Source organism: Nostoc flagelliforme FACHB-838, from assembly GCF_014698065.1.
GTDB classification, from domain to species: Bacteria; Cyanobacteriota; Cyanobacteriia; order Cyanobacteriales; family Nostocaceae; genus Nostoc; species Nostoc flagelliforme_B.
Genome location: NZ_JACJSI010000002.1, coordinates 128,916 through 152,447, shown reverse-complemented (window position 1 = coordinate 152,447; position 23,532 = coordinate 128,916). Strand labels below are relative to the sequence as shown.

General features: G+C 42.0%; 17 protein-coding genes. 9 read left to right on the top strand and 8 right to left on the bottom strand.

Annotated features, from left to right (window positions below; translation table 11 throughout):
• Nucleotides 1–12: 12 nt before the first annotated feature.
• Nucleotides 13–1,395 (bottom strand): lysophospholipid acyltransferase family protein, encoded by a 1,383-nt coding sequence (locus H6G97_RS01860; RefSeq protein ID WP_190939029.1) that lies wholly within the window; start codon nucleotides 1,393–1,395, stop codon nucleotides 13–15.
• A gap of 150 nt (nucleotides 1,396–1,545) precedes the next feature.
• Here H6G97_RS01860 and H6G97_RS01855 point away from each other — a divergent pair, with 150 nt between their 5' ends.
• Both H6G97_RS01855 and H6G97_RS01850 read left to right on the top strand, forming a co-directional pair.
• Nucleotides 1,546–3,354, top strand: a complete 1,809-nt coding sequence (locus H6G97_RS01855) for a proline--tRNA ligase (protein ID WP_190939028.1) — start codon at nucleotides 1,546–1,548, stop codon at nucleotides 3,352–3,354.
• 318 nt (nucleotides 3,355–3,672) lie between these two features.
• A complete protein-coding gene (locus tag H6G97_RS01850; RefSeq protein WP_190939027.1) occupies nucleotides 3,673–4,284 on the top strand; it encodes a GerMN domain-containing protein in 612 nt (203 codons plus the stop codon).
• A 120-nt stretch (nucleotides 4,285–4,404) separates the two neighbouring features.
• Here the strand turns inward: H6G97_RS01850 and H6G97_RS01845 are convergent, their stop codons facing one another.
• The 3 genes from H6G97_RS01845 to efp all read right to left on the bottom strand — a co-directional run bounded on the left by H6G97_RS01845 (nucleotide 4,405) and on the right by efp (nucleotide 6,038).
• A complete protein-coding gene (locus H6G97_RS01845) occupies nucleotides 4,405–4,752 on the bottom strand; it encodes an ArsR/SmtB family transcription factor (RefSeq protein ID WP_094349905.1) in 348 nt (115 codons plus the stop codon).
• Between the two features lie 62 nt (nucleotides 4,753–4,814).
• Nucleotides 4,815–5,372 carry an acetyl-CoA carboxylase biotin carboxyl carrier protein gene (gene accB / locus H6G97_RS01840; RefSeq protein WP_190939026.1) on the bottom strand — a complete coding sequence of 186 codons (558 nt, stop codon included), beginning with the start codon at nucleotides 5,370–5,372 and terminating at the stop codon, nucleotides 4,815–4,817.
• A 108-nt stretch (nucleotides 5,373–5,480) separates the two neighbouring features.
• Nucleotides 5,481–6,038: an elongation factor P gene (gene efp / locus H6G97_RS01835; protein ID WP_190939025.1), complete on the bottom strand. Its 558-nt coding sequence runs from the start codon at nucleotides 6,036–6,038 to the stop codon at nucleotides 5,481–5,483.
• 201 nt (nucleotides 6,039–6,239) lie between these two features.
• On the opposite strand from efp, the gene H6G97_RS01830 reads away from it, so the two are divergent.
• From H6G97_RS01830 to H6G97_RS01820, 3 genes are all read left to right on the top strand, one after another.
• Nucleotides 6,240–7,346, top strand: a complete 1,107-nt coding sequence (locus H6G97_RS01830; RefSeq protein ID WP_190939024.1) for a peptidylprolyl isomerase — start codon at nucleotides 6,240–6,242, stop codon at nucleotides 7,344–7,346.
• Nucleotides 7,347–7,976: 630 nt separating this feature from the next.
• Nucleotides 7,977–8,948: a YegS/Rv2252/BmrU family lipid kinase gene (locus H6G97_RS01825; RefSeq protein WP_190939023.1), complete on the top strand. Its 972-nt coding sequence runs from the start codon at nucleotides 7,977–7,979 to the stop codon at nucleotides 8,946–8,948.
• An 81-nt stretch (nucleotides 8,949–9,029) separates the two neighbouring features.
• Nucleotides 9,030–10,580, top strand: a complete 1,551-nt coding sequence (locus tag H6G97_RS01820) for a metallophosphoesterase family protein (RefSeq protein WP_190939022.1) — start codon at nucleotides 9,030–9,032, stop codon at nucleotides 10,578–10,580.
• Nucleotides 10,581–10,793: 213 nt separating this feature from the next.
• Here the strand turns inward: H6G97_RS01820 and H6G97_RS01815 are convergent, their stop codons facing one another.
• The 4 genes from H6G97_RS01815 to H6G97_RS01800 all read right to left on the bottom strand — a co-directional run bounded on the left by H6G97_RS01815 (nucleotide 10,794) and on the right by H6G97_RS01800 (nucleotide 14,431).
• Nucleotides 10,794–11,201, bottom strand: coding sequence for a hypothetical protein (locus tag H6G97_RS01815; protein WP_190939021.1), 408 nt, complete (start codon nucleotides 11,199–11,201; stop codon nucleotides 10,794–10,796).
• Nucleotides 11,202–11,900: 699 nt separating this feature from the next.
• Nucleotides 11,901–12,335 (bottom strand): CAAD domain-containing protein, encoded by a 435-nt coding sequence (locus tag H6G97_RS01810; RefSeq protein ID WP_190939020.1) that lies wholly within the window; start codon nucleotides 12,333–12,335, stop codon nucleotides 11,901–11,903.
• A 193-nt stretch (nucleotides 12,336–12,528) separates the two neighbouring features.
• Entirely contained in the window at nucleotides 12,529–12,987 is a 459-nt protein-coding gene (locus H6G97_RS01805) for a BON domain-containing protein (protein ID WP_190939019.1), read from the bottom strand.
• Between the two features lie 151 nt (nucleotides 12,988–13,138).
• Entirely contained in the window at nucleotides 13,139–14,431 is a 1,293-nt protein-coding gene (locus H6G97_RS01800; RefSeq protein WP_190939018.1) for a histidine kinase, read from the bottom strand.
• 606 nt (nucleotides 14,432–15,037) lie between these two features.
• Here H6G97_RS01800 and H6G97_RS01795 point away from each other — a divergent pair.
• The 4 genes from H6G97_RS01795 to ilvD all read left to right on the top strand — a co-directional run bounded on the left by H6G97_RS01795 (nucleotide 15,038) and on the right by ilvD (nucleotide 23,466).
• Entirely contained in the window at nucleotides 15,038–18,157 is a 3,120-nt protein-coding gene (locus H6G97_RS01795) for a DUF4126 domain-containing protein (protein WP_190939017.1), read from the top strand.
• A 441-nt stretch (nucleotides 18,158–18,598) separates the two neighbouring features.
• Nucleotides 18,599–19,720: a calcium-binding protein gene (locus H6G97_RS01790; RefSeq protein WP_190939016.1), complete on the top strand. Its 1,122-nt coding sequence runs from the start codon at nucleotides 18,599–18,601 to the stop codon at nucleotides 19,718–19,720.
• Nucleotides 19,721–20,556: 836 nt separating this feature from the next.
• On the top strand, nucleotides 20,557–21,312 hold the full coding sequence (locus tag H6G97_RS01785) for a calcium-binding protein (RefSeq protein ID WP_190939015.1): 756 nt from the start codon (nucleotides 20,557–20,559) through the stop codon (nucleotides 21,310–21,312).
• A 468-nt stretch (nucleotides 21,313–21,780) separates the two neighbouring features.
• On the top strand, nucleotides 21,781–23,466 hold the full coding sequence (gene ilvD, locus H6G97_RS01780) for a dihydroxy-acid dehydratase (protein WP_190939014.1): 1,686 nt from the start codon (nucleotides 21,781–21,783) through the stop codon (nucleotides 23,464–23,466).
• Nucleotides 23,467–23,532 lie beyond the last annotated feature (66 nt).

Here is a 23,532-nt window from a genome sequence, read left to right as displayed (position 1 = left end):
TCATATTACTTTTTAAATCAAACTTTCTAACGCGTGTTGTAAATCATTAGTTACATGAGCAACCGCTTGTCTAGCACCTAAGCGATTTTCCTTATACGCTGGGTAATGCTCAGAAATAGATATAGGTTCACCCACAGTAATTTTTACTTTTTGCTTACCCAATTGTGGACGCTGTACACCTTTATCGCCTTTTATTTTAGCAATCATTTGCCATAAAATTAAAGTTGTCTCAGCAAACCTTTCTACTGTGGGATTTTCACGAATATAATTACCAGAAACAGCCACAAAACTTTCTACTAACCGCATGTGCCACATCCGTGCATTCGCTTCTTCTGCAACGCGATCGCCTAAAGCTTTCTCTACAGCAGATATTCCTTTTACATCCTTAAAATCTTCTCTAAATATATAATTCCATCCAGCTTGTTCTACCCGCCGACATCGGTCACTTAAAGTACCTTTTGACTGCAAATCAAAATATTGTTCTGATATTAGTAGCGCCGCATTCAATAAAGCTTGCAAACGAACTGCTAACGCTTCATTTCTATCTTCAATTTCTCCTACTACTGTTTTAATATCTGGCAGTTTTAGATGATAAAAGCGCGTGTAAAATTTTTCCATTAACGAAAGTAAATGTTCTGCCAAGGTTAACAACCGGGGATAAAGCGACTCTATAGAAGCCTGTTCTGGTGCATTCACAGGTAAACCACTAGCCACTTCCATTTCACTTAAAAGATTAGCGATCGCATCCCAAGGAGCATCAACGTAACTATATTTAATCCCAACTGGTACAATAAGAACCTGTTGGTCGCGTCCAGCTTTGTGCAAATCTTCAGCACACCAAAAGCCTAATTGGGCAATACCAGGTTCCAGGGGGCTAATATTCTCTGATAAACCATTGGTAGCACCCTCTGGCGCAGCAGCCATCGGAAATTTCCCATTGGCGAACAAGTCACGCGCCGAACGTAACCCCGTCCAGTCAGCCTTACCTCGCTGAATCGGAGTCCCGCCTAAACGAGAAGCAATCCAGCCGACGTAGGAACCTGCCCATAGAGGAATGCCGCGATCATAGATAAAATGAGCGTGAATCGGAAGTTGTAGCGCTGTACCTTGCGATCGTGCTACCTTTGGCACGAGTTGAGACAGCAAGTAGGTTAAACAAAACGGATCGTCTGTTTTAGGATGGCGAAATGCCAGCATAAAACGGATCTTACCCTCCTGAAACTGGCGATAGAGATCCACCAGCACCTCTACGTTGTCTGCTTCAATTTGCGTAATAGGTGTTTGCCAGTTTATCCAACTGGGTAGCAGCAGATGGACAACTCGTAAAACTAAGGGGTTAAACACCGGAGGAATAAATTCCAAGGGTGGCTGTGCTTGATAAATTACATCTGCCAAGGTAGTTTTCTCCTAAAGTTGCGATCAAAAAAGGCGGAAGGCTATAAGTAAAAATGAAAAATAAATAACGCTGTGTACTTTGTACTTCATCCTTAATACTTCATACTTTAGTTGACATAGAAATTAGTGATCAAAGAAAGGCTATAAACGATGCGACTGTCACAAATGTTATTCGTTACACTCCGGGATGATCCGGCTGATGCTGAGATTCCTAGTCATAAATTATTACTCCGTGCAGGCTACATTCGTCGCATCGGTAGTGGTCTTTATGCTTATTTGCCTTTGATGTGGCGGGTATTGCAAAAAGTTTCCCAAATTGTGCGGGAAGAAATGAACGCTACAGGCGCACAAGAGTGTCTTTTGCCACAATTACAACCTGCTGATTTATGGAAAGAATCGGAACGCTGGGACACTTATACCAAAGCTGAGGGGATCATGTTTTCCCTAATTGACCGCCGTGAGCAACAATTAGGATTAGGCCCAACTCATGAAGAAGTAGTCACAGCGATCGCTCGTGATATGATTCGCTCTTATCGCCAGCTACCACTAAATCTCTACCAAATTCAAACCAAATTCCGCGATGAAATTCGTCCCCGCTTTGGTTTAATGCGCGGACGGGAGTTTATCATGAAGGATGCCTATTCCTTCCATACCGATGAAGCCAGCCTCAAAGAAACTTACCAGGATATGTATAAAGCGTACAGTAATATTCTGCGGCGTTCTGGTTTAGCTTTTCGGGCAGTAGAAGCTGATTCTGGTGCAATTGGCGGTTCTGGTTCCACAGAATTTATGGTTTTGGCAGAAGCTGGTGAAGATGAAGTTCTCTACACTGAGGATGGTAAATACGCCGCTAACGTAGAAAAGGCTGTTTCTTTACCAATTGATGCCGAAACCTCACGGTTTACAACCTACGAGAAACGCGATACACCTGGAACAGAGACGATTGAAAAGGTCTGTCAGCTTCTCAGCTGTTCTCCGACTCAATTAGTGAAAAATGTCCTTTATCAGACAGTTTATGATAATGGTATAACGGTGCTAGTTCTGGTGAGCATCCGAGGCGATCAGGAAGTTAATGAGGTCAAATTGCAAAATGAATTGACTAAATTAGCTTCTGAATATGGTGCTAAAACTATTATTAGTTTAAATGTACCAAATGTAGAAGCCCAGCAAGCATGGACAGCTAAATCTCTACCTTTAGGCTACATTGCGCCAGATATTGCAGATGAGTATATTACTGGAAATAAACAGATTCACCCCAAGTTTTTGCGCTTAGTGGATCAAACAGCCGTTGATTTAAAAAACTTTGTTACAGGCGCGAATGAAGCTGGCTATCACGTAGTTGGTGCTAATTGGGGTGAGCAATTTGCAGCACCAAGGCAAATAGTAGATATACGGAAGGCAAGACCAGGCGATCGCGCCATCCATAACCCAGAACAAACTCTATTCAGCGCCCGTGGAATTGAAGCAGGTCACATTTTTCAATTAGGTACTAAATATTCCCAAGCGATGGGAGCAACTTATACCAATGAACAGGGTGAAGAAAAGCCGCTATTGATGGGTTGTTTTGGCGTAGGCGTGTCACGATTAGCGCAAGCTGCTGTAGAGCAATCTTACGATAAAGATGGGATTATTTGGCCAGTTGCGATCGCACCCTACCACGCGATCGTCACAATTCCTAACATAAAGGATGCTCAACAAATCGAAATCGCCCAAAAACTTTATACAGAACTCAATCAAGCGGGAATTGAAACCCTACTAGATGACCGCGATGAACGGGCGGGAGTGAAATTTAAAGATGCTGACTTGATTGGCATACCTTATAGAATTGTAACGGGACGCGCGATCGCTAATGGCAAAGTTGAAGTTGTAGAAAGAGTTACTCGTAAATCTCAAGAAATCGTCATTGAGGAAGTTACAACTACACTCAAACAATGGATTACGGAAGCATATAGAGGGTAAAGATTAAACGCAGAGGGGCGCAAAGGGAAGCGCAGAGTTTCGCGGAGTGTCTTTTATGAGAACTACTCCGCCTCCTCTGCTTTGTAAATTTAATTTTCGATCATCTTTAGAAAGAATGAGATTTACATAATTTGGCAGGTGACGGATTAGAAGTAAAAATTCTAGAATTGAATTAGGGAGTCACGGGACTAATGTTGTATTTTGAGCCATCAAGTCTCCTCCCGGTTATAGGAAACTCTTCACTTATAAGTATCGTCTTTAACCAGGCTGCTCCTCACATAACTACCATATCAGCCCTCAGTTAGGAAAGTTTTGAACATGAAAGGCCAACAAGGATCTAATCGTATTTCTTCAGGCGTGATTGCAGCCGTGTCAGTAGCGGTTGTAACGGTGGGTGGCGGTTTAGCTTGGTTTACTTCACAGTCGAGCAATACTCCCATACCCTCAAACCCCTCTGGGCGCATCGAACAGCCATCACAGCCATCAACTAGGCAACCAGCTAATGAGCAAACCCCTAACGTTTATTGGCTAAGATCAACAGACAAAAATGTTACTTTAGTCCCCCAACCTGTTAGAGTCGCTTCTATACGACCCAACCAGCCTTTAGAAGCAGCTTTCCAAAGCTTGTTAGCAGGCCCAACAGAAGGGACAGATTCTACAACCATCCCCAAAGGAACCAAACTGTTGGGGCTGAAAGCGGAAAATGACGAGGTTCACGTTAATTTATCTGAAGATTTTACCAGCGGTGGTGGTAGTACTTCAATGATGGGCCGCGTGGGACAAGTTGTTTACACTGCGACAACTTTAAACCCTAAAGCTAAGGTTTACATTGATGTAAACGGCAAACCGTTGGATGTCTTAGGTGGTGAAGGTGTAGAGTTACAACAACCCCTAACTCGTGAACAGTTTCAGAAAAATTATCCCCTTTAGTCATTGGTCATTAGTCATTGGTCATTAGTTTTTCACAAATGACAACTGACAAATGACAAATAATCATTGGTCATTAGTTTTTCACAAATAACAACTGACAAATGACAAATGACAAAAGACCTAACGTTTGCTATTTAATACACGAAAATTACGGGCTTGCTGCTCTAGCCTTGTGGCGAGGCGATCGCAAACCCGATTACACAACTCAAAAATCATTTGATCTTCCACCCGGTAATAGGCGCAAGTTCCTTCACTGCGGCGGCTAAGGATACCTGCTTGCCACATTACCTTCAGGTGTTTTGACACATTTGCCTGAGAAGTCTGTGTTGCCTCTACCAACTCTTGCACGCATTTTTCTTCATCCCGTAATAAGTGTAGCAGCCGCAGGCGCATTGGCTCACTTAACAGGCTGAAGTATTCAGCTACTTGTTGCACCACTTCTGGTGGTAAAGGCAACGTTTGTTTCATCAGGATTGACCCGCAAGGACTGAAAGTTTTAACAATGACTCACTTCATATATACATTAATACTTAATCAGGGTTAATTCGCATCAAAGGTTGACCATATTCTACAGCGTCACCATTTTGGAGAAGAATTTCCATCACCTGTCCAGAGACTTCGGCTTCGATTTCATTCATCAGCTTCATGGCCTCAATGATACAGACTGTTTGACCCTTGCGGACGCGATCGCCAACTTCCACAAATGCCGCTTCTCCTGGCGCAGGAGCGCGATAAAAGGTTCCTACCATTGGGGAAGGCACTTCTACTAATCTTTGATCAATGGTTGAGGGAGGATTTACTGGCAACTGCAATTGTGTGTTAGTTCCAGTATTCTCAAACACGCGAGATGTGGACACCTCTGTTAGCTGACTTGTGTTCACCTGGCTTGCCCCAGATGAACCCGATGTCGAACCAGAACCTACCACACCACCGAAGGTCGCTTGACCTACCGACAACATCTGATTGCTGACGCTTACAGCCTTACGGACTGTTAGCTCAAAATCATTGCTTTTGAGCGTGACTTCTGCAATATCTGTTTGTGCGATAGTTGCCAGTAGTTGGCGGATTTCATTAAAGTCCAATGGCACAGTTTTTATTACCTCGACCTATCCGTAAATTAGTATCTTAAGTGTGGCAGGGGATTAATCCCTATGTAGGGATTTAAATCGGGACTTGCATCTCCATAGAGATGAAAGTTATTCCCTGCTGATATACTTATCTTCCTGAGTATCAACTTTGATGCGTTCTCCTTGGGAAATAAACAAAGGAACCATCACAATTGCACCAGTTTCCAGGGTTGCTGGTTTTGAGCCACCGGTGGCAGTGTCACCTTTTAAACCTGGATCTGTTTGGACAATTTCCAAAACCACAGACTTAGGCAATTCTACTCCCAGCACTTGGTCGCCCCATCGGATAACCTCGGCTTCCATACCTTCCTTGAGATATTTGACGCGATCGCCAATTTGTGCGCGGGTTAATCTGCCTTCTTCATAGGTTTCCATATCCATAAAGACGAACTCATCGCCCTCTTTATAGGTATGTTGCATCGTACTTTTTTCGAGAGTGGCTTGCGGTACTGTTTCCCCGGCTCGGAACGTTTTTTCCATCACGCTCCCACTCTGGACATTTTTTAGCTTAGTTCGTACAAAGGCAGAACCTTTGCCTGGTTTGACGTGCAGGAATTCAAGCACTCGCCATACAGACCCATCCAATACAATTGAAACACCGGGTCGAAAGTCGTTACTGGAGATCATGAAACTTTCAAATTTTGGAAGACAATCGGCATTTATTGTACCCTTCTAGGGTCGTCATTGGGCATTTGTCATTAGTTAGTTGTTATTGTCATTAGTCATTTTACTCTGCCCTAGACCTCTGCTCCACTCATCACCTAACGTGGGAAGATTGTTTATGGGTTACGTCCAGTCAACAATTCACTGCTGCATTTGAGTTATCCCATGCTTAACTTATTAAAATCCTGGCTGAAGAACAGCCTAATGGCAATACTGCTGGTAACAATATTTTTAGGCATAACTACAGCTGGGTGGACTCCCTCCAGTAGCGCCGCACTGCCAGCGGGCAATGCAATTACCGACGGCAAGGCTTTGTTGCGGTATGCACTCCCGATAGACAACAAACCTGTGCGGCAACTACAAGGCAGTTTAGAGGACATCTCTGCCCAACTGCGGGCAAATCGGCGTTGGGGTGCTATTTCCAAAGACATTAGCCAAGCATCCCGTATTCTCGATAAACCTTCCCAAATCTTAACAAGCGTTCCCGCAGAACGCCAACCCCAAGCCGAAGCTTGGATTAGCGAGTTAAAATCTGGGGTGAATAAATTGCAAGAATTGGCGAAGAGCAAGGATAAAGAACAAATTCTGCAAGAGAGAGGCAAACTTCTGGATCTCATTACTGAGCTAGAAGAGTCAATGGTGACACAATTCCCCTTTGAAGTGCCTACTGAGTACAGTAATCTGCCACAACTTAAAGGTCGTGCCACAGTAGAATTCAAAACCAACAAAGGTGATTTGACCGTTGTTGTAGACGGTTACAGTGCCCCTGTAACTGCTGGTAATTTTGTAGATTTGGTACAAAGGGGTTTTTATAATGGTTTAGAATTTACCCGTTCTGAAGAATCTTACTTTCTCCAAACTGGAGATCCTGCTGGGAAAGACGTAGGTTTTATTGACCCAACAACGGGCAAATATCGCGCTATTCCTTTAGAAATCTTAGTTCAAGGCGATAAAGCACCTACTTATGGCATTACTCTAGAAGAAGCTGGTCGTTACGTAGATATGCCAGTTCTGCCTTTCTCTGCCTTTGGTGCAGTAGTGATGGCTCGTCGCGAAAGTGAAGTAAATAGTGGTTCATCACAATTTTTCTTCTTTTTGTTTGAACCGGAACTCACCCCCGCGGGACGCAACCTACTGGATGGTCGTTATGCCGTTTTTGGCTATCTTACCGAAGGTAAAGAAGTTTTGGATAAACTGAAGGCGGGTGACAAAATTGAATCCGCAACTGTGGTTCAGGGAATAAAAAATCTGGTTGAGCCGCAAGCCGCATAATATATTTTAGATATTTTAGATTTTGGATCGAATCCAAAATCTAAAATATGTTCATAGGACTTACGCACTGTACAAATGTATCGTGATGTGAATTAACTAAAGATAAATTATTTCAGGCTTTTCTTAATTATCCTTTGATCGTAAATAGACCATGCTGTAGGGGCACAGCAATGCTGTGTCCTTACAAAAGATATGATTTTTAACCTTTAGGTATATTTGGTATTTCTTGTCAATGCGTAAGTCCTAGTTAATATTTTTTTCAAAAATGGAACGTAATAATTAAATTTTTTAGCTTCCAAAAATTTAACAAGGAGCAATAAAATTTCTATTCTCTATTTTTAGGGTAGGTCTATTAATTTGATGTGCGATCGCTTGAGACTGAATATCAAACAAATTGCATTCATAGTCTTAGTATTTCAGCTAAAAAGCAAGGGCAGATAAGACACTTAAGCGGATAGTTAAAGAACTTATTGACTTATCCAGATGAAATAAAGATGCGATCGCAGATCCTACTAAAATTGGTCAATATATCCAAAAAACTCAGCCCCAAAAGGGAAGCCGAAAATTTACAGGAATGCTAAGAATAATTTGGTATCTTCATTAATAATCCAAGCTTAGTTGTAATGCCTTATGAATCGTTCCGCCTGTCTCATCTTCAATCCTGTTGCGGGTCAGGGCGACCCCGATATAGAACTGGCACAAATTAGGGCAATATTAGAGCCAGGTATTGACCTAGATATTTATGTCACAACTGAAGAAATCGATGCCGATCAACTAGCATATCAAGCAGTAGAGCGAGGGGTAGATGCAATCATTGCTTCTGGGGGAGATGGTACACTCTCAGCGGCGGCGACAGCTGTAATAGGTAGTAATATTTCCTTTGGCATTATTTCTCGAGGCACAGCAAATGCTTTTGCCACAGCTTTAGGAATTCCTGACACGATCGCAGGTGCGTGTGAGACAATTTTGCAGGGATCAACCCGCGATGTAGACGTAGCTTATTGCAACGATCACCCTATGGTTCTTTTGGCAGGTATTGGCTTTGAAGCTGAAACTGTAGAATTGGCAGACCGGGAAGCCAAGAATCGTTTTGGAATGATGGCCTACGTTTTCGCGGGAATTCAGCAACTAAGAAGCTTAAAAAATTTTGATGTTGAAATTGAAACTGAAGACAGGATAATTAAAACTAGCGCCTGTGCGGTAACGGTAGCAAATGCCGCGCCTGCAACTTCAGTTTTGGCTCAGGGGCCAGCAGGCCTGATTTATGATGATGGGTTACTAGATTTAACAATTGTAGCTCCAGCTAACAGGGCAGGAGCGATCGCAGCTACATTTCATCTATTTCAAACAGCTTCTACAGGTAACGCCGCAGAACGGAATGATATTGGCTTTCTGCGAGCCAAACAATTTAAAATTACAACTGAGCCACCACAAAAGGTTGTTCTAGATGGTGAAATAGTGGGCACAACACCAGTAGAAATTAAGTGTGTGCCAGCAGGCTTACGAATTTTTGTGCCATTAGTAGAAGAAGTTGAACCTACAGAAAAACTAGAGGGACTTCCTAATCTAACTATTGAGATGAAAGACACAGCGACAGAATGAGGGCATTGAGCATGGGGTAAACACTTGTTGTAACCTCTTTCTTCTGCTCACCTTCAATTAAAGATTCAGGAGTAAGTTATATTGAAACTCGTATCTGATCCAGCGATCGCTAACAAAATTCGTAAAATGAATCAGCGGGTACGGTGGCAAGATCCGTTAATTGTGGAACGGAACATCGATCAAACCCGGCTGGTGTTAGAGGATGGTCAAACAGACAATTCTGAGTTCTCATTTTTAGTTGTCGGTGATAGTGGTTCCGGCAAGCACCGGGGTCACAATCCTCAGCGACAGGTAGCTGAACTCATGCTTCCTTATCACAATGAATGCAGTTTTATGCTGCACACCGGAGATGTGATCTATTTAGTGGGTTCGAGGGAATACTACCAGCAAAACTTTATCCAGCCCTATCAAGAGTTTATCTTGGGTGGAGAGGATGCCAAGCAGATTGCTTATGACCAGATGGTTTTTAAGCTGCCCATTTTACCTGTACCGGGAAATCACGATTACTATAACTTGCCAATTTTATTGAGCTTGGCATCTCTAACAACATTACCCATTCGTCGCCTGTTGCGATCGCGGTTAGACTTAGATGTGGGTTTGCATGGCTCAGGAACCGGTGAAGCCTACGCACGGGCATTTATGGACTATCTAAAGGCGTTTCAGCTTCCGGGAGAGTTAGCCAGCCACTTAGATAAACACTACACAGCTAAGACAGATACAGGTCGTTGTCTTTCGTATCAACCTGGGCATTTTACCCGTCTTCCCAATCGCTATTATACTTTTCGCTATGGCGGTATTGATTTCTTTGCCTTAGATTCTAATACATTTAACGATCCACCACCGTTGCCTAAAACAAAAGAAGGTGATGCCGATCGCAGAATTCTAGAAAAACGTCGTGAAGATTACGAACAGGAAAAGCAGCAAATTATTGAAACCTCAGCCAAACTTCGACCCGAAAACCCCAGCGAAGCCGACCAATTAGACGACTTCCACGCCAAGCTGTCACAAATTGAAGAAATTATTGTTGATATCGATAAACAACTAGCTGCTGATAAAACAACACTGACTGACATTGAACAACTAAAGTGGCTCAAACAAAGATTAATTGAATCTTGGAATAATTCTGAAGTTCGGGGAAGGATAATTTATTTCCATCATCCACCTTATGTAACTGAGGCGACAAAGTGGCAACAAGCACAAACTCTGATTATTCGCGATCGCCTGCGTGGTGTGCTGGATGCGGTAGCGAAAGAGCTAGGTTCCTTAACTCAGGGGCGTTCTTTAGTGGATTTGGTATTAAACGGTCACGCGCACTGCTTAGAACACCTGGAGACAATGGATACAGGACACGCTGATTCTCATATCCACTGGCTTGTTTGTGGTGGTAGCGGCTTTAGTTTGCGCCGCCAGCGGATTGAGGGAGCAGATTTGATGGAAGAGGATAGATTAGTGGCGCGATCGCATCTCTTCATTGGTCGCAATGGTCAAGGTTTTCAGAAGCGACGACCTTATTCGGGTTTACGCATTGACGTTAAAGGCGATGGACAGCCTAAGTTTATTGTCCGTCCTTTGGTTGCCGAATGGCATCAACGGCAATGGCATAATCGGGAACTTGAGCCGCTGATCATTTAACGAATGGGCATTGGGCATGGATTATTCTCCTTATCCCCTTGTCTTGAATGGCACTAAGTTAAAACACAGCCCAAGCTAAAAAATTCTCATACAATTCTATGTCAGCTTGCACTTTATTTGCCCATATAAATAGAGACGCAATCATTGCGTCTCTACAACCACCTATTCCGTTTTATTACGTCTAATTTTATCCAGAAAAAGCATAATTGTGAATTAAATTATTCCTGGCCCTCTGCCCCGGCTGTCACCCTTTTCTGTCAACTTGCCTTCTTCGTCTTGATTAATTTCTCCAAGTTCTTCAACACGATTTGCTTTATCTTCTGCTGCTTTTTTACGTGCATCACCCGGTTCTTCGTAGTACATTTCTGGTTCAACTGCATAGTTGTTCAACAAACCTTCTTTGTCTACGGTATAGCCGTCAGTAGTGCGTATACTATCTGGATCAGTTTGGTCATCTGTAGGTGCATCTGCCTCCCTTTCTTCTGTGGGGAGTGTTTTGTAGGTAGTTCCTTCTCTTTCCATCCGAGCGGCTGTTTCTGCTGGGATAATACCACGATCATAAGTATCTACTTCAGCCCGATCAGATGAATCTATACCTTGATTAACTGCTTCATTAGCCATAATTTATGTCCTCGTTAAAGAATGTATTAAATAACTTCAAAAACTAGACTACGCTTTTTTTCATCTTGAATCTACTATCTTTAGAAGTGATTTAAATTAAAATATAATGTTATGTTATCTATCTTTTGATGTATCCTAGAAAATCATATTAATTTATGTTAAATGGTTGTAATTTAGGTTCATTATGTAGCAATACACTTGGGTTAAACGTTCGCGTAACGTCCGTAGGGAAGTAAAACCCAACAAATGCCCGAAAATGTTGGTTTCCTTCTTTAACCTAACCTACGCAGCCTAAAGTTTTTAGGTCTAACTTAACCGTATTGCATTATGTAGAACAAAGATTTAGGCTGAAATTGACGCTGATATCAAGGGGCATTAGACCTCTTGTAAAAATTAAAAAACCGCCCGAAAATAAACTTCTGGGCGGTTTCTTTTTAATTTATTTTAAAAGAACTAATGATAGTATTATTAGTCCTTTTCGACTGAATTTTGCTATTATAGCGGTTCCCATTCAGATGTGGTACAAGATTATATTGCAAGCCGTGCCCTTACGGGCGTAGCTTTAGCAGTTCCAGTATTTTTGTAATACTCTTAAAAACAACTAAAGCAGAGGTTTAGTTGGGGTTTAAAAAGAGTCTATTCATACAGAATTTATGCTGAATTATGACTCCTGAATCCTGTCTCAGATAAGTTAGTAATTTATTCGCCTAAAAACTGGTTTTTCAGAAATTCAATTTCATCAGCTAATTCTTGCCGAGTAGAAGCTTTCAGCAAATAACGGAAAATAAACCAACTGGCGTAACTAATTCCGACTAGCTCAAAGAGTGGCGAAAGTAGGGGAATATCATTGATTGCATCAAGTAATGCTAGTACTACTTTGGCTGTAATAATCGCCGTCAGAATTAAAGCAACAGTTATTAGAGGTTGCTTGTAGTCCTGAAAAAAGCTACCTAAGTATCTAGGCAGTTGCTCCAAAAATTGAGAAACTTGCCTGCTAATTTGCTGCCATTGAGATTCAGGTTCAGATGCTGGTGGTAACTTTGGCAAGTTTTGAGTATCAGCACCTTCAATTGCTAGCATATCTTGTGATAAGGAAGCATTGATGGATTCACGTTGCTGTTGTTCGGTTTCCATAGTTTTTATTTTTGACCAATGTAAGAGTTTGTATAACTGACTGATCGTCAATAAATATAATTATTCAGGTCGTCAGTCGTTCAGTTATAAATTATTAATGGTCACTATTGAGTATAGCTGACCACTAAGTGCGAGTAGGGACATCGCAACTTATTTATGCCTACCTACTCATTTAAATTTTTTGTTAGCTACCTCAGCTTTGTGGAGGAGCAACAACGGCTTTAACAACTACATTTGTGACACCTTTAATTTCCTTAGATAAAGGTTCAATCTTAGCCAACTGGTCTTGATTGTTTACGGTTCCTGCTACAGTTACAGTCCCATCATCTGCTGCATCAACTGTTAATTGACCATTCGGTATATTAGCCTCTAACTTAGAGCGAACTTGACTTGCTAAGTCACTGGCGGCTCTGTTTGTATCGCCGCCAGTGAGATTATTTCGCTCTTCGCGGGCGCGAATATCAGCATTAAGTTGCCTTCTGCGAACTTCACTTTGCGCGTCTTCTTTAGCAGCTTGTGTTGTTTGTGTCGATGGAACTTGTGGAGCTTCTTCAGGAGCAGGCGCACTTACAGTTGTTTTGGCAGTATCTTGACAAGCGGCGACACCAAAAACAAAGAGACAACTAATTAAGAAAGGAGTTAGCTTTTGCATATGTTTAATTCTGAATCGGAAAGGGAAACTTGTGGAGTTTGTTGATATTCACGGCATAAGTGAGGAGCAAGTTTCTGAAGCGAGGAGCAAAGTTTTTATCTACTTGCTCCTATAATTTCGCAGAATTGATGTCAGTGACAACTACCTTGGGTTAAAGTGTTTCATCACGACGATCAACAATGACTACAGCAGGATCGTCTCCATGAAGGCCAGTTGAATAATTGGTGCGATCGCTATTTACAACTGCTGTATCGTTATGCGTTGCTCGGTCTAAGCCAGGGCGATGTTCATTAATCTCAGTGGAATTATAGATAGCAAATTCTTCAATACCGCGACGTTTAAGAATCGCTTCAGCTTGATGGATTTCAGCTTCTGTACCATCAATAATTACTAAGTAGTCGCCTCTTTCAAAGCGATCGCCATATACTCTAGCTCTCTCTTCAGGAATTCCTAAACCAACAAGTGCGCCAACAATACCCCCAGCCGCTGCACCGATCGCACCACCAGCTAAGGTTGTCGCTAAAGCTGTTGCTACTGCGCCACCTGCAAGCACCGGCCCAACTCCAGGAATTGCTAAAGTCCCCAGACCAACTAACAAACCAGTCAAACCGCCGACGACTCCGCCTGTAGCTGCTCCAGCTTTTGCACCATCGTCTGCTTTATTTCCACTACCAACGTTTTTGTCTACATCTACACCAGCGATCCCATGACCCTTTGCATCTTTGGCAATGATGGAGACTTTACTTAAGGAAAAACCCGCATCTCGTAAATCTGTAATTGCTACTTCTGCATCTCGGCGATGAGAAAATACCCCAATCGCGCGTTTAGCAACACCACTATAAGCCGCATTACTAGCCGGAGCTACATAACCAGTGGTTGTATCTGTGGCTGTATGTGTAGGATTTGGGTTATCGTAAATTCCAAACTCTTCTACACCCTGACGATTTAAAATTGTTTCTGCTCTGAGAATTTCTGCATCTGTGCCATCAAGGATAACTAAATAATGTCCTCGTCTGACGCGTTCGTCGTAAACTCTGGCTCGTTCTTCGGGAATTCCTAACCCAACTAATGCACCAAGCAAACTACCAGCTACTGCACCAATACCAGCACCAGCAAGAGTTGTAGCTATGGTAGTTGCTGCGGCTCCAGCGAGCATAATTGGCCCGATTCCAGGAATTGCCAAAGTGCCAAGACCAACTAACAAGCCAGTTAATCCGCCTAAAGCACCGCCTGTAGCTGCTCCAACTTTAGCGCCTTCGTCAGATTTATCGCCAACGCGATCGCGCACATCAGCCCCAGCTATATCATCTCTGTCTCCATCCTGGGTAATGACAGAAACTCTGTTCATGTCAAATCCGACACTTTTCAATTCGTGTAGTGCATTTTCAACATTTCGACGATTAGAAAATACACCTACACCACGTTTCTGTATACCTACAACCATTACTTTCTCTCCTCAGCCAAAATCAACTATTCGCAACTTTATAGCTTGTAATAACTTTATTAATACACATTTATTTTTAGTTTCCATCAATCGCTTGGAAGAATTTTTGTCTCTATCATGAGGAATAGGTGATTTTATCTTAATGAATATTCTAAAATGCTAGTTTGCTTTACAAAATTTTAAATCCTAATTAGTTTGTTTGTCAATATTTTTGATAGTTTAGTATAAGAAAGATTTTTTATTTATATCATTTACTCTTGCTCGTTTTTTTTACGTAATGCCTTTATATAATTTTTCGTTTAATAAAAATATTTTTTTATGTGAATATGGGTAATAAATACAAATATTCATTTCTATAAAATAGTTGTAAGAAATACACCTTAAAGACAAGATATTTAAGCCTATTTTCTTCTATACGAACTCATCCAAATTGGAAGAAAACAATATTTTTTCTGAAAAAAATAACCAGGTTTTGTCAAAATATTACTTTTGGCAAATGAACCTACTACCTAAGAAAGTGTCATCTGATATAACGGCTGATTAAACTAATAATTAAGCCATTTTTTAAATGGGTATTTGTTTCATCAGTGCAAGTGAGAAAATCCTATGTTTCAAGGTGTTTTAACTATTTTGGGATGGAATTGCCTGCCTTTTGGATTAGCGCCGATAATAGCTCAAGAAGTACTAACTCCTGAAGAAGCATCAGTTCTTTTTTCTGGGCCTAAATTCTTGGTAGCTTTGCTGGCTGGGGTTTCAATGGCATTTGCTTTTCAATTGTTACTCACAAACTTTTCAGTCGCTGTAGGAATTTCATCTTGGGAAATTGATTCAGATTCTGATGATGAGTCAGAAGGTTTGGGTAAAACAATTCGTAATGTTCAAGCTAAAGTTGGTGCTTGGGCGTTAATAACCGCTAGCATTGCATTATTTATTGCTTGTTTTTTAGCGGTAAAACTTAGCTTAATAGAAAGTGCATTTTTAGGATCAATTATAGGTGTAGTCATCTGGTCTACCTATTTTGCACTAGTAATTTGGTTAGGTTCATCGGCGGTAGGTTCTTTAATTGGTTCTATCTCTAATACTGTGACTTCTGGTTTTCAAGCTCTGATGGGCACAGCAACTGCTGGCATCGGTGCTAATGCTGCAAAAAAACAGTTAGTTTCCACCGCCGAAGATATTACAGCCGCAGTCCGGCGGGAATTAACTTCAGGTTTTGATTCTGAAGGTATTAGAAATACGCTCCAAAGTTCTTTAGGTTCTCTGCAATTACCAAAACTGGATATCAAAGAAATTCGAAATCAATTTGACCAACTTCTTAAAGATACAGATTTGCAGTCTGTTGCTAATAGCGATTTATTGCAAAACATTAATCGCCAAACATTTGTTGACTTAATCAGCAGTCGTGCAGATTTATCTGAAGAAGATATTAATAGCATTGCTGACCAATTTGAAGCTGCTTGGCAACAAGCTTTGAATCGCAAAAATCCCACTGAGCAAGTAATCAATTTACTGAAGTCTGCTACACCTGAAGAATTGAATTCTGAGCAATTGGGTGAACGGCTTCAACAACTGGTTACAGTGGGAGGCGGTAATGGCAATGGTATAATTAACCAAGCTATTCGATATGGTTTGAGTGCCGCTGCACCAGCAGTTCTGGATCGGGTCAATCTTTCTAATATCGATGTGAACAAAATTACATCTCAGTTGCAAAAGCTGAAAGAAAAAGTTCAAGATGTCGATGTTGATCAAATCACAGAACAATTCAATAAGTATAGAGAGCAAGCAGCTGAACAAGTCTCTGCAAAATTACCAATATCACTTGGAAACACGATTAAGGCAGATGTAGAAGACTACATATTGAATTCGTTCCCTTGGCACTTTAACCGAATTACCCTAGTAGATGAATTTAAAGAAGTCATCTATGATGTGAATGCCGATCCGGCAACCGTAAGACGGGAGTTGGAAGAAATCAATCAAGAATATTTCACCAACTTGTTGAAGCAGCGCGGTGATATCAGCGAAGCCAGGGTGAAAGAAATTGCCGGCCAAATGGAAAGCGATCGCCTGGAAGTTTTAGAAACTGTAAAACAGGCTCAAACGCGAGAAAAAGGGCAGGATTTCCGCAGCCGGATCGAAGATTATCTTCGTTCGACGGGGAAAGAAGAACTCAATCCTGAAGGTATTGAACGGGATTTTGCCAACTTAGTGGAAGATCCGCAAGCTGGGTTTGAAGATTTGACTAGTCGCTTTGGGCAATTTGACCGCGATACTTTTGTACAATTGCTTAGTCAGCGTCAAGATATTAGTGAAGAGGAAGCTAATAATATTGTTAGTCAACTCGAACGTAACCGCGATAATCTGTTAAATCGTGCTAGAGAATTGCAAGAACAAGCAAAAGCCAGAGCTGATGAACTGCGCCAAAGGGTTGAAGAATATCTACGGAATACTAACAAAGACGAACTCAATCCCGAAGCTATCAAACGTGAGTTTAGAGTTTTACTAGACGATCCGCAAGCTGGAATTAGTCTTTTGCGATCGCGCCTATCGCAATTTGACCGCGATACATTGGTACAATTGCTCAATCAGCGTCAAGATTTGAGCGAAGAACAGATCAACCAAACTCTCGATCAGCTTGAAGCAGTCCGAGATAGTATTTTGCAAGTACCGCAACAGGCGAGAGAACAGTACGAAAAAACGACAAAAGCGATCACCGAATATCTCCGCAACACTAATTTGGAAGAACTCGATCCAGAAGGGATCAGAGCCGATTTAGAAAAATTACTCGATGATCCCAAAGCTGGAGCCTTAGCACTGCGCGATCGCTTATCCAATGTTGATCGAGAAACCTTAGTTAAACTCGTCAGTCAACGCGGAGACTTGAGCCAAGAGCAGGTTAATCAGATTATTGATCAGGTACAAGATGCGATTAATGATATTGTGAGAGCGCCACGACGTTTAGCCAAACGTACTGCTCAACAAGCTTTAGATTTTGAAGCCAATCTCGAAGAATATCTGCGTAACACTAACAAAGAAGAACTTAATCCCGAAGGAATCAAACGCGATTTACAATTGCTGCTGTCTTCTCCCCGCGCTGGAATTGGGAGTTTAAGCGATCGCGCCTCGAAATTTGACCGTTCGACAATTGTATCGCTGTTATCCCAACGCGAGGATATTTCGGAAGAAGAAGCGAATCGGATTGTGGATCAAATTGATTCTGTTCGTGGTTCCATTGTTGAACAATTCCAGCAGATCCAGCAGAGAGTGCAATCAGTGCTGGATGGAGTCTTTGCCAAAATTCGCAACTATCTCAACTCTCTGGATCGTTCCGAACTCAACTATGAAGGGATTAAGCAAGACTTTGCGAAAGTGTTTGACGATCCGCAAGCCGGATTTGAAGCCTTGCGCGATCGCCTCAGTCAATTTGATCGTGACACCTTAATTGCAGTCATAAGTTCTCGTCAGGATATTTCTGAGGCGGATGCTAACCGCATTATTGACCAAATAGAAGCGGCGCGGGATGGCGTATTGTACCGAGCCGAACGCATCCAGAAAGAAACACAAAAACGCCTGAAAGCAATCCAAGAGCAAACTAAAAAACAAGCTCAAGAAACCAAAAAAACCGTAGCCAATGCTGCTTGGTGGTTATTTGGGACAGCGATTACTTCTCTTGCAGCCAGTGCGATCGCTGGAGCAGTGGCCGTTTTGGGGATACCTCTACCTCGTTAAAATATCTCCGTCATCAAGAATTTTTCAGAAATACAGAGTGGTATTCAGTTTCTACAAATGAATGCCACTTTTTTTTTAATTAAAATAGGACTTACGCACAGGTAATGGAAAACGCTTCGATATTTGTTATGCAGAACACAGTAAAAACCTTTTAAAAGGCGTATAATTACAGCATGAGCAAACTTACTCATTTTTTTACTACCTTAGTAGTGAAAGTAGCAAAAATATAACCTATAAGAACAATGAATACAACATTAATGTTGGCAGTATTCTGATGTCAAAATTAATGTTGTATTCTGTGCTTCTCAAATTTTCAGGCTTGATGGTAAAGACCTGCTTTAATCAGGTTTAATTCATCTGTATGTTCATTTTTCCACCTCGTTTCCTTATAAGGAGGAACGAGGCAATTTTTTTAACCTCTAATTTAAAGAGAAGCTGATTATGGCAACCATTAACGGTAGTAATTTTAATGACAACAATACCATCAACGGTAGCCCATCTATCTTGCGCCCTGCCCTAAATGGGGGTGCTGATAACGATATCCTGAACGGCAATGGCGGCAACGATATCCTGAACGGTAATGCCAGCAGCGATATCCTTAATGGGGGTACTGGTAGCGATATCCTCAATGGGGGTGCTGGCAGCGATGTTCTCGATGGAGGTGCTGACAATGATGTGCTTAATGGCGGTGCTGACAGGGATGTCCTGAACGGTGGTAGTGGTAACGATATCCTTGATGGGGGTAATAGTAGCGATATCCTTGATGGGGGTGCTGGTAACGATACCCTCATTGGGGGTGCTGATGGCAGCGATACCTTCATAGGCAGTGAGGGTAACGACAGTATTGATGGTGGAGAAGGCTTTGATACTATAAACTATAGAGCTGTATCTCAAAGGATTACCTTGTCAGGTGTTGGAACCGTTAGAAAAGCTGGGGGATTGGGGCAAGACACGCTCTTTAGAGTAGAAAACATTATTGCTAATTCTGATGTTGACAACAACACTATAGATGCATCCCAGTCTTTGGCTGGGGTATTTATCACCGTTAACTTGGAAACCCGAAGTTTAGTTGCCAATAACGTTCCTGTTTTGGGAAGATTGCCATTTACAGTAGTTGACTTTGATGATGTCATCGGCACAAATGCAAATGACAGTATTGTGGGCGACGACCAAAATAACCAATTATCGGGTGGAAATGGTAACGATACCATTAACGGTGGTAATGGGACTGATCGCCTCACTGGAGGATTGGGTAACGATATTTTCGATTTCAACTCAGTTTTTGAGAGTCAACCTGGGGCATCAAGGGATGTTATCACTGACTTCCTTGGAAACGGTAACTTAGCAGGTGATCAAATTGATCTATCTACCATTGATGCCAACCCATTTTTAGCCAACGATCAAGCCTTCACTTTCATTGGGACTGCTGCATTCTCCGCAGTTGGTCAAATCCGATATTCGGGAGGTATTCTTCAAGCTAACACCAATTTCGATTTTTCCCCTGAGTTGGAGATTCAGCTGGTAGGAGCACCAGGACTAGTCGCAAGCGACATTATAGTTTAATCAATAATAATCGAAATAGTAGGGATCTAATATCAAGTTAGATGAATCACTCTTAATTCTCGTTACAACCCCACTCCACTAAAGCTAGATTTTTGCACCCCTCCTCTAAAAGGGGTGTTTTTATGATGGTAATAGCTAGACGTTGAACTATAGAAAATTACCAATGCTGGTTCATACTTGATCGCGCCACGTAGGGATGAGAAAATCAGCTAATACAATCGCAACAGTTGTGATAATGCCAGGGAAGTCAAAAAGATATCAAAGAATTTGATAAGCCAAAAACTAAAATCAACTATATATGAACAAAGGTTTCAAATTTTGTTCTGACGAGAGGATAAAAAGAAAACTAATTATTATTTCTTAATAAGAGAAAAATATGCTGAAAGGTAATACTATAGTCTTGTTATTCTGAATACAGTCACAATTTCTCAACCCTATGCAACTACATAGTATAAATTTTACTTATTTCTTAGCATTTTCCAACCGGAACCTGGGAAAATATAAGGAACAAGGATAGAAAATGAGTTTTGGTAAAATTTTAATCTAAATATCATCAAATACATCTATTTATCCTCAAATATTCTCAAGTCTTTAGGCTTAAAAGCAAAGACCTATTGCAATCAGGTTTACTTCAGTTATTTCTTCATTGTGATATTTTCACCTTGTTTTATCGACGTTACTGAATGAAAGTATGAAACTCCAAAATTCAATGTATGAAACTGTTTGTTTTGCAACTTTGAGGTAAACCAAATTTATACTATTAATCAGCAATCCCGTTTTATAATAAAGCAGTAAAGATGTAATTTTTTTCCCTCTAAGTTTAGGAGAAACGATTAATGGCAACTTCATCAATAACTTCTAGTTCTAGTTCTAGTTCTGGTTCTAGTTCTAGTTCTAGTTCTAGTTTCAGTTCTAGTTCTGGTCCTAATTCTATTTCTAGTTTTAGTAGCAGCAGTGGCAGAGGTAGCAGCAGTAGCAGCAGTAGCAGTAGCAGTAGCAGTAATGGTAATACCGATATCGTTACCGTTCGTGGTAGCGGCAACAGTACACTTATCGGTGGTAGTGGCAACAGTATCCTTAATGCTGCTAATGGCAATGATAGGCTCTTTGGCGGTACTGGCAACGATACTCTTAACGCTGGCGGAGGCAACGATTCTCTTGATGGCGGCAGTGGCAATGATAGGCTCTTTGGCGATACTGGCAACGATATCCTGACTGGTGGTGATGGGGATGATATCCTGACTAGCGGTAGTGGGACTGATCGTCTCACTGGAGGATCAGGTAGGGATATTTTCGAGTACAACTTGATTTCTGAGAGTCAACGTGGTTCGTCACGCGATGTCATCACTGACTTTAATGGAAACGGTAGCTTGCCAGGTGATCGAATTGATCTATTTACCATTGATGCCAACTCCAATATCGGGGGCAACCAAGCTTTCACTTTCATTGGAAGTAGGGCATTCACCGCACCCGGTCAAATCCGTTATTCAGGAGATATTCTCCAAGCTAACACTGGCGGGGATCTGTCAGCTGATTTTGAGATTCGGCTTGTAGGAGCACCACAACTAGTCGCAAGCGACATTATCCTTTAATTTAATATTATCTACCTTGAAAATAAGGCAGGAGGCAAAAGGCACAAGGCAGAAGAGAATGAAAATATCTCTTTTTCAGTACTTAGTCCCTAGTCGCTATTTTGAAGGCAGGTCTAATGTTGAACAAGAATTGATTCAGGTGCAAAGTTGTCTCCAGCTTTGCACCTGAATCAATTAGTGGGGGATGAGTACGGAAAGTCGGAACATCGGCTTATGGCAATAGCTTTTTTTCACATTTAAATTCGCAGTGCTATCCCCAGTATTTCTGGCACTCTAGATGCCTAACACATAATAATCATCCCTATTTTATCCAACGCTCAGATGAACAAACATTTACTATAGTTGGGGCTAACCAAAAGACACCGTGAAACAATAGAGAATTACTTATGTTCGATCGCACCGCCTAGGCATGAGAAAATCAGATAATACAATCGCAACAGTTGCGATGATGGCACGGAAGGAAAAAAGATGTCAGAGAATTTGAGAAGCCAAATTGTCACGCAAGGAGTGCAGCGATCGCCTAATCGAGCTATGCTGCGTGCAGTTGGTTTTAAAGATGAAGATTTCAATAAAGCTATTGTGGGTATTGCCAACGGCTACAGCACGATCACTCCCTGTAATATGGGGATAAATCAACTGGCGCAAAGGGCAGAAGTTGGTATTAAAGCTGCTGGGGCGATGCCGCAGATGTTTGGCACAATTACCATTAGTGATGGGATTTCGATGGGAACTGAAGGGATGAAATATTCCCTAGTGTCGCGGGAAGTCATTGCTGATTCCATTGAAACCGCCTGTACTGGACAAAGTATGGATGGTGTGCTAGCAATTGGCGGTTGTGATAAAAATATGCCAGGGGCAATGCTGGCGATCGCCCGGATGAATATCCCTGCTATCTTTGTCTACGGTGGCACAATTAAACCCGGTCACTATAACGGACGCGATTTAACTGTTGTCAGTTCTTTTGAAGCTGTTGGTCAATACAGTGCTGGAAAAATTGACGAAAAAGAATTATTAGAAGTTGAAAGTCGGGCTTGTCCTGGGGCTGGTTCCTGTGGGGGAATGTTCACAGCTAACACCATGTCTTCAGCATTTGAAGCACTGGGGATGAGTTTGCCTTATTCCTCAACAATGGCAGCCGAAGATGCCGAAAAAGCCGACAGTACCGAAAAATCGGCTTATGCGTTAGTCGAAGCGATTCGCAAACAAATCTTGCCCCGCCAAATTATCACCCGTAAATCTATAGAGAATGCTATTTCTGTGATTATGGCGGTGGGTGGTTCGACCAATGCGGTATTGCATTTCTTAGCGATCGCCCGTGCCGCTAATGTAGAATTAACCCTGGACGACTTTGAAACTATCCGCGGTCGTGTTCCCGTTTTGTGTGATTTAAAACCAAGCGGTAAATATGTAGCTACAGATTTGCACAAAGCTGGTGGCATTCCCCAAGTAATGAAGATGTTACTTGTGCATGATTTATTGCATGGTGATAGCCTCACCATCAGCGGTCAAACAATTGCAGAGATATTAGCAGACATCCCAGAAGAACCATCTTCTAATCAAGATGTGATTCGCCCTTGGAATAACCCGATGTATCCCCAAGGACATTTAGCCATCCTCAGAGGTAATTTAGCAACGGAAGGGGCTGTCGCCAAAATTACCGGCGTGAAAAAACCAGTAATTACCGGGCCCGCACGGGTCTTTGAATCGGAAGAAGCTTCTTTAGATGCAATTTTGGCGGGTAAGATTCAAGCTGGTGATATTCTAGTTATCCGCTACGAAGGGCCTAAAGGCGGCCCAGGGATGCGGGAAATGTTGGCTCCCACCTCAGCAATTATTGGTGCTGGTTTGGGTGATGCTGTAGGGTTAATTACCGACGGGCGCTTTTCTGGCGGTACTTACGGCATGGTGGTCGGTCATGTTGCACCAGAAGCAGCAGTTGGTGGTGCGATCGCCCTTGTAGAAGAAGGCGATAGTATTACTATTAATGCACCTGCTCGTTTATTGCAGTTGAATGTGTCCGAAGAAGAATTGGCTCGGCGTCGTGCCAATTGGCAACCTCCGGCTCCGCGCTACACTAAAGGCGTGTTGGCGAAATATGCCAAATTGGTATCTTCTAGCAGTATTGGTGCTGTGACAGATTTAGACTTGTTTTAGTTAATTTGACATGAAGTCAACTACCTACACTGTACTGTCAAGGTCAGTGTAGGCTATCCAAAGTAT

Excerpts from the sequence above, each read along its gene's own strand:
- ilvD (WP_190939014.1), top strand. The coding sequence starts at position 21,781 with ATGTCAGAGAATTTGAGAAGCCAAATTGTCACGCAAGGAGTGCAGCGA.
- H6G97_RS01815 (WP_190939021.1), bottom strand. The coding sequence starts at position 11,201 with ATGGCTAATGAAGCAGTTAATCAAGGTATAGATTCATCTGATCGGGCT.
- H6G97_RS01785 (WP_190939015.1), top strand. The coding sequence starts at position 20,557 with ATGGCAACTTCATCAATAACTTCTAGTTCTAGTTCTAGTTCTGGTTCT.
- efp (WP_190939025.1), bottom strand. The coding sequence starts at position 6,038 with ATGATCTCCAGTAACGACTTTCGACCCGGTGTTTCAATTGTATTGGAT.
- H6G97_RS01805 (WP_190939019.1), bottom strand. The coding sequence starts at position 12,987 with ATGCAAAAGCTAACTCCTTTCTTAATTAGTTGTCTCTTTGTTTTTGGT.
- H6G97_RS01845 (WP_094349905.1), bottom strand. The coding sequence starts at position 4,752 with ATGAAACAAACGTTGCCTTTACCACCAGAAGTGGTGCAACAAGTAGCT.
- H6G97_RS01825 (WP_190939023.1), top strand. The coding sequence starts at position 7,977 with ATGAATCGTTCCGCCTGTCTCATCTTCAATCCTGTTGCGGGTCAGGGC.
- H6G97_RS01800 (WP_190939018.1), bottom strand. The coding sequence starts at position 14,431 with ATGGTTGTAGGTATACAGAAACGTGGTGTAGGTGTATTTTCTAATCGT.
- H6G97_RS01790 (WP_190939016.1), top strand. The coding sequence starts at position 18,599 with ATGGCAACCATTAACGGTAGTAATTTTAATGACAACAATACCATCAAC.
- H6G97_RS01795 (WP_190939017.1), top strand. The coding sequence starts at position 15,038 with ATGTTTCAAGGTGTTTTAACTATTTTGGGATGGAATTGCCTGCCTTTT.
- H6G97_RS01850 (WP_190939027.1), top strand. The coding sequence starts at position 3,673 with ATGAAAGGCCAACAAGGATCTAATCGTATTTCTTCAGGCGTGATTGCA.
- H6G97_RS01855 (WP_190939028.1), top strand. The coding sequence starts at position 1,546 with ATGCGACTGTCACAAATGTTATTCGTTACACTCCGGGATGATCCGGCT.
- H6G97_RS01810 (WP_190939020.1), bottom strand. The coding sequence starts at position 12,335 with ATGGAAACCGAACAACAGCAACGTGAATCCATCAATGCTTCCTTATCA.
- H6G97_RS01830 (WP_190939024.1), top strand. The coding sequence starts at position 6,240 with ATGCTTAACTTATTAAAATCCTGGCTGAAGAACAGCCTAATGGCAATA.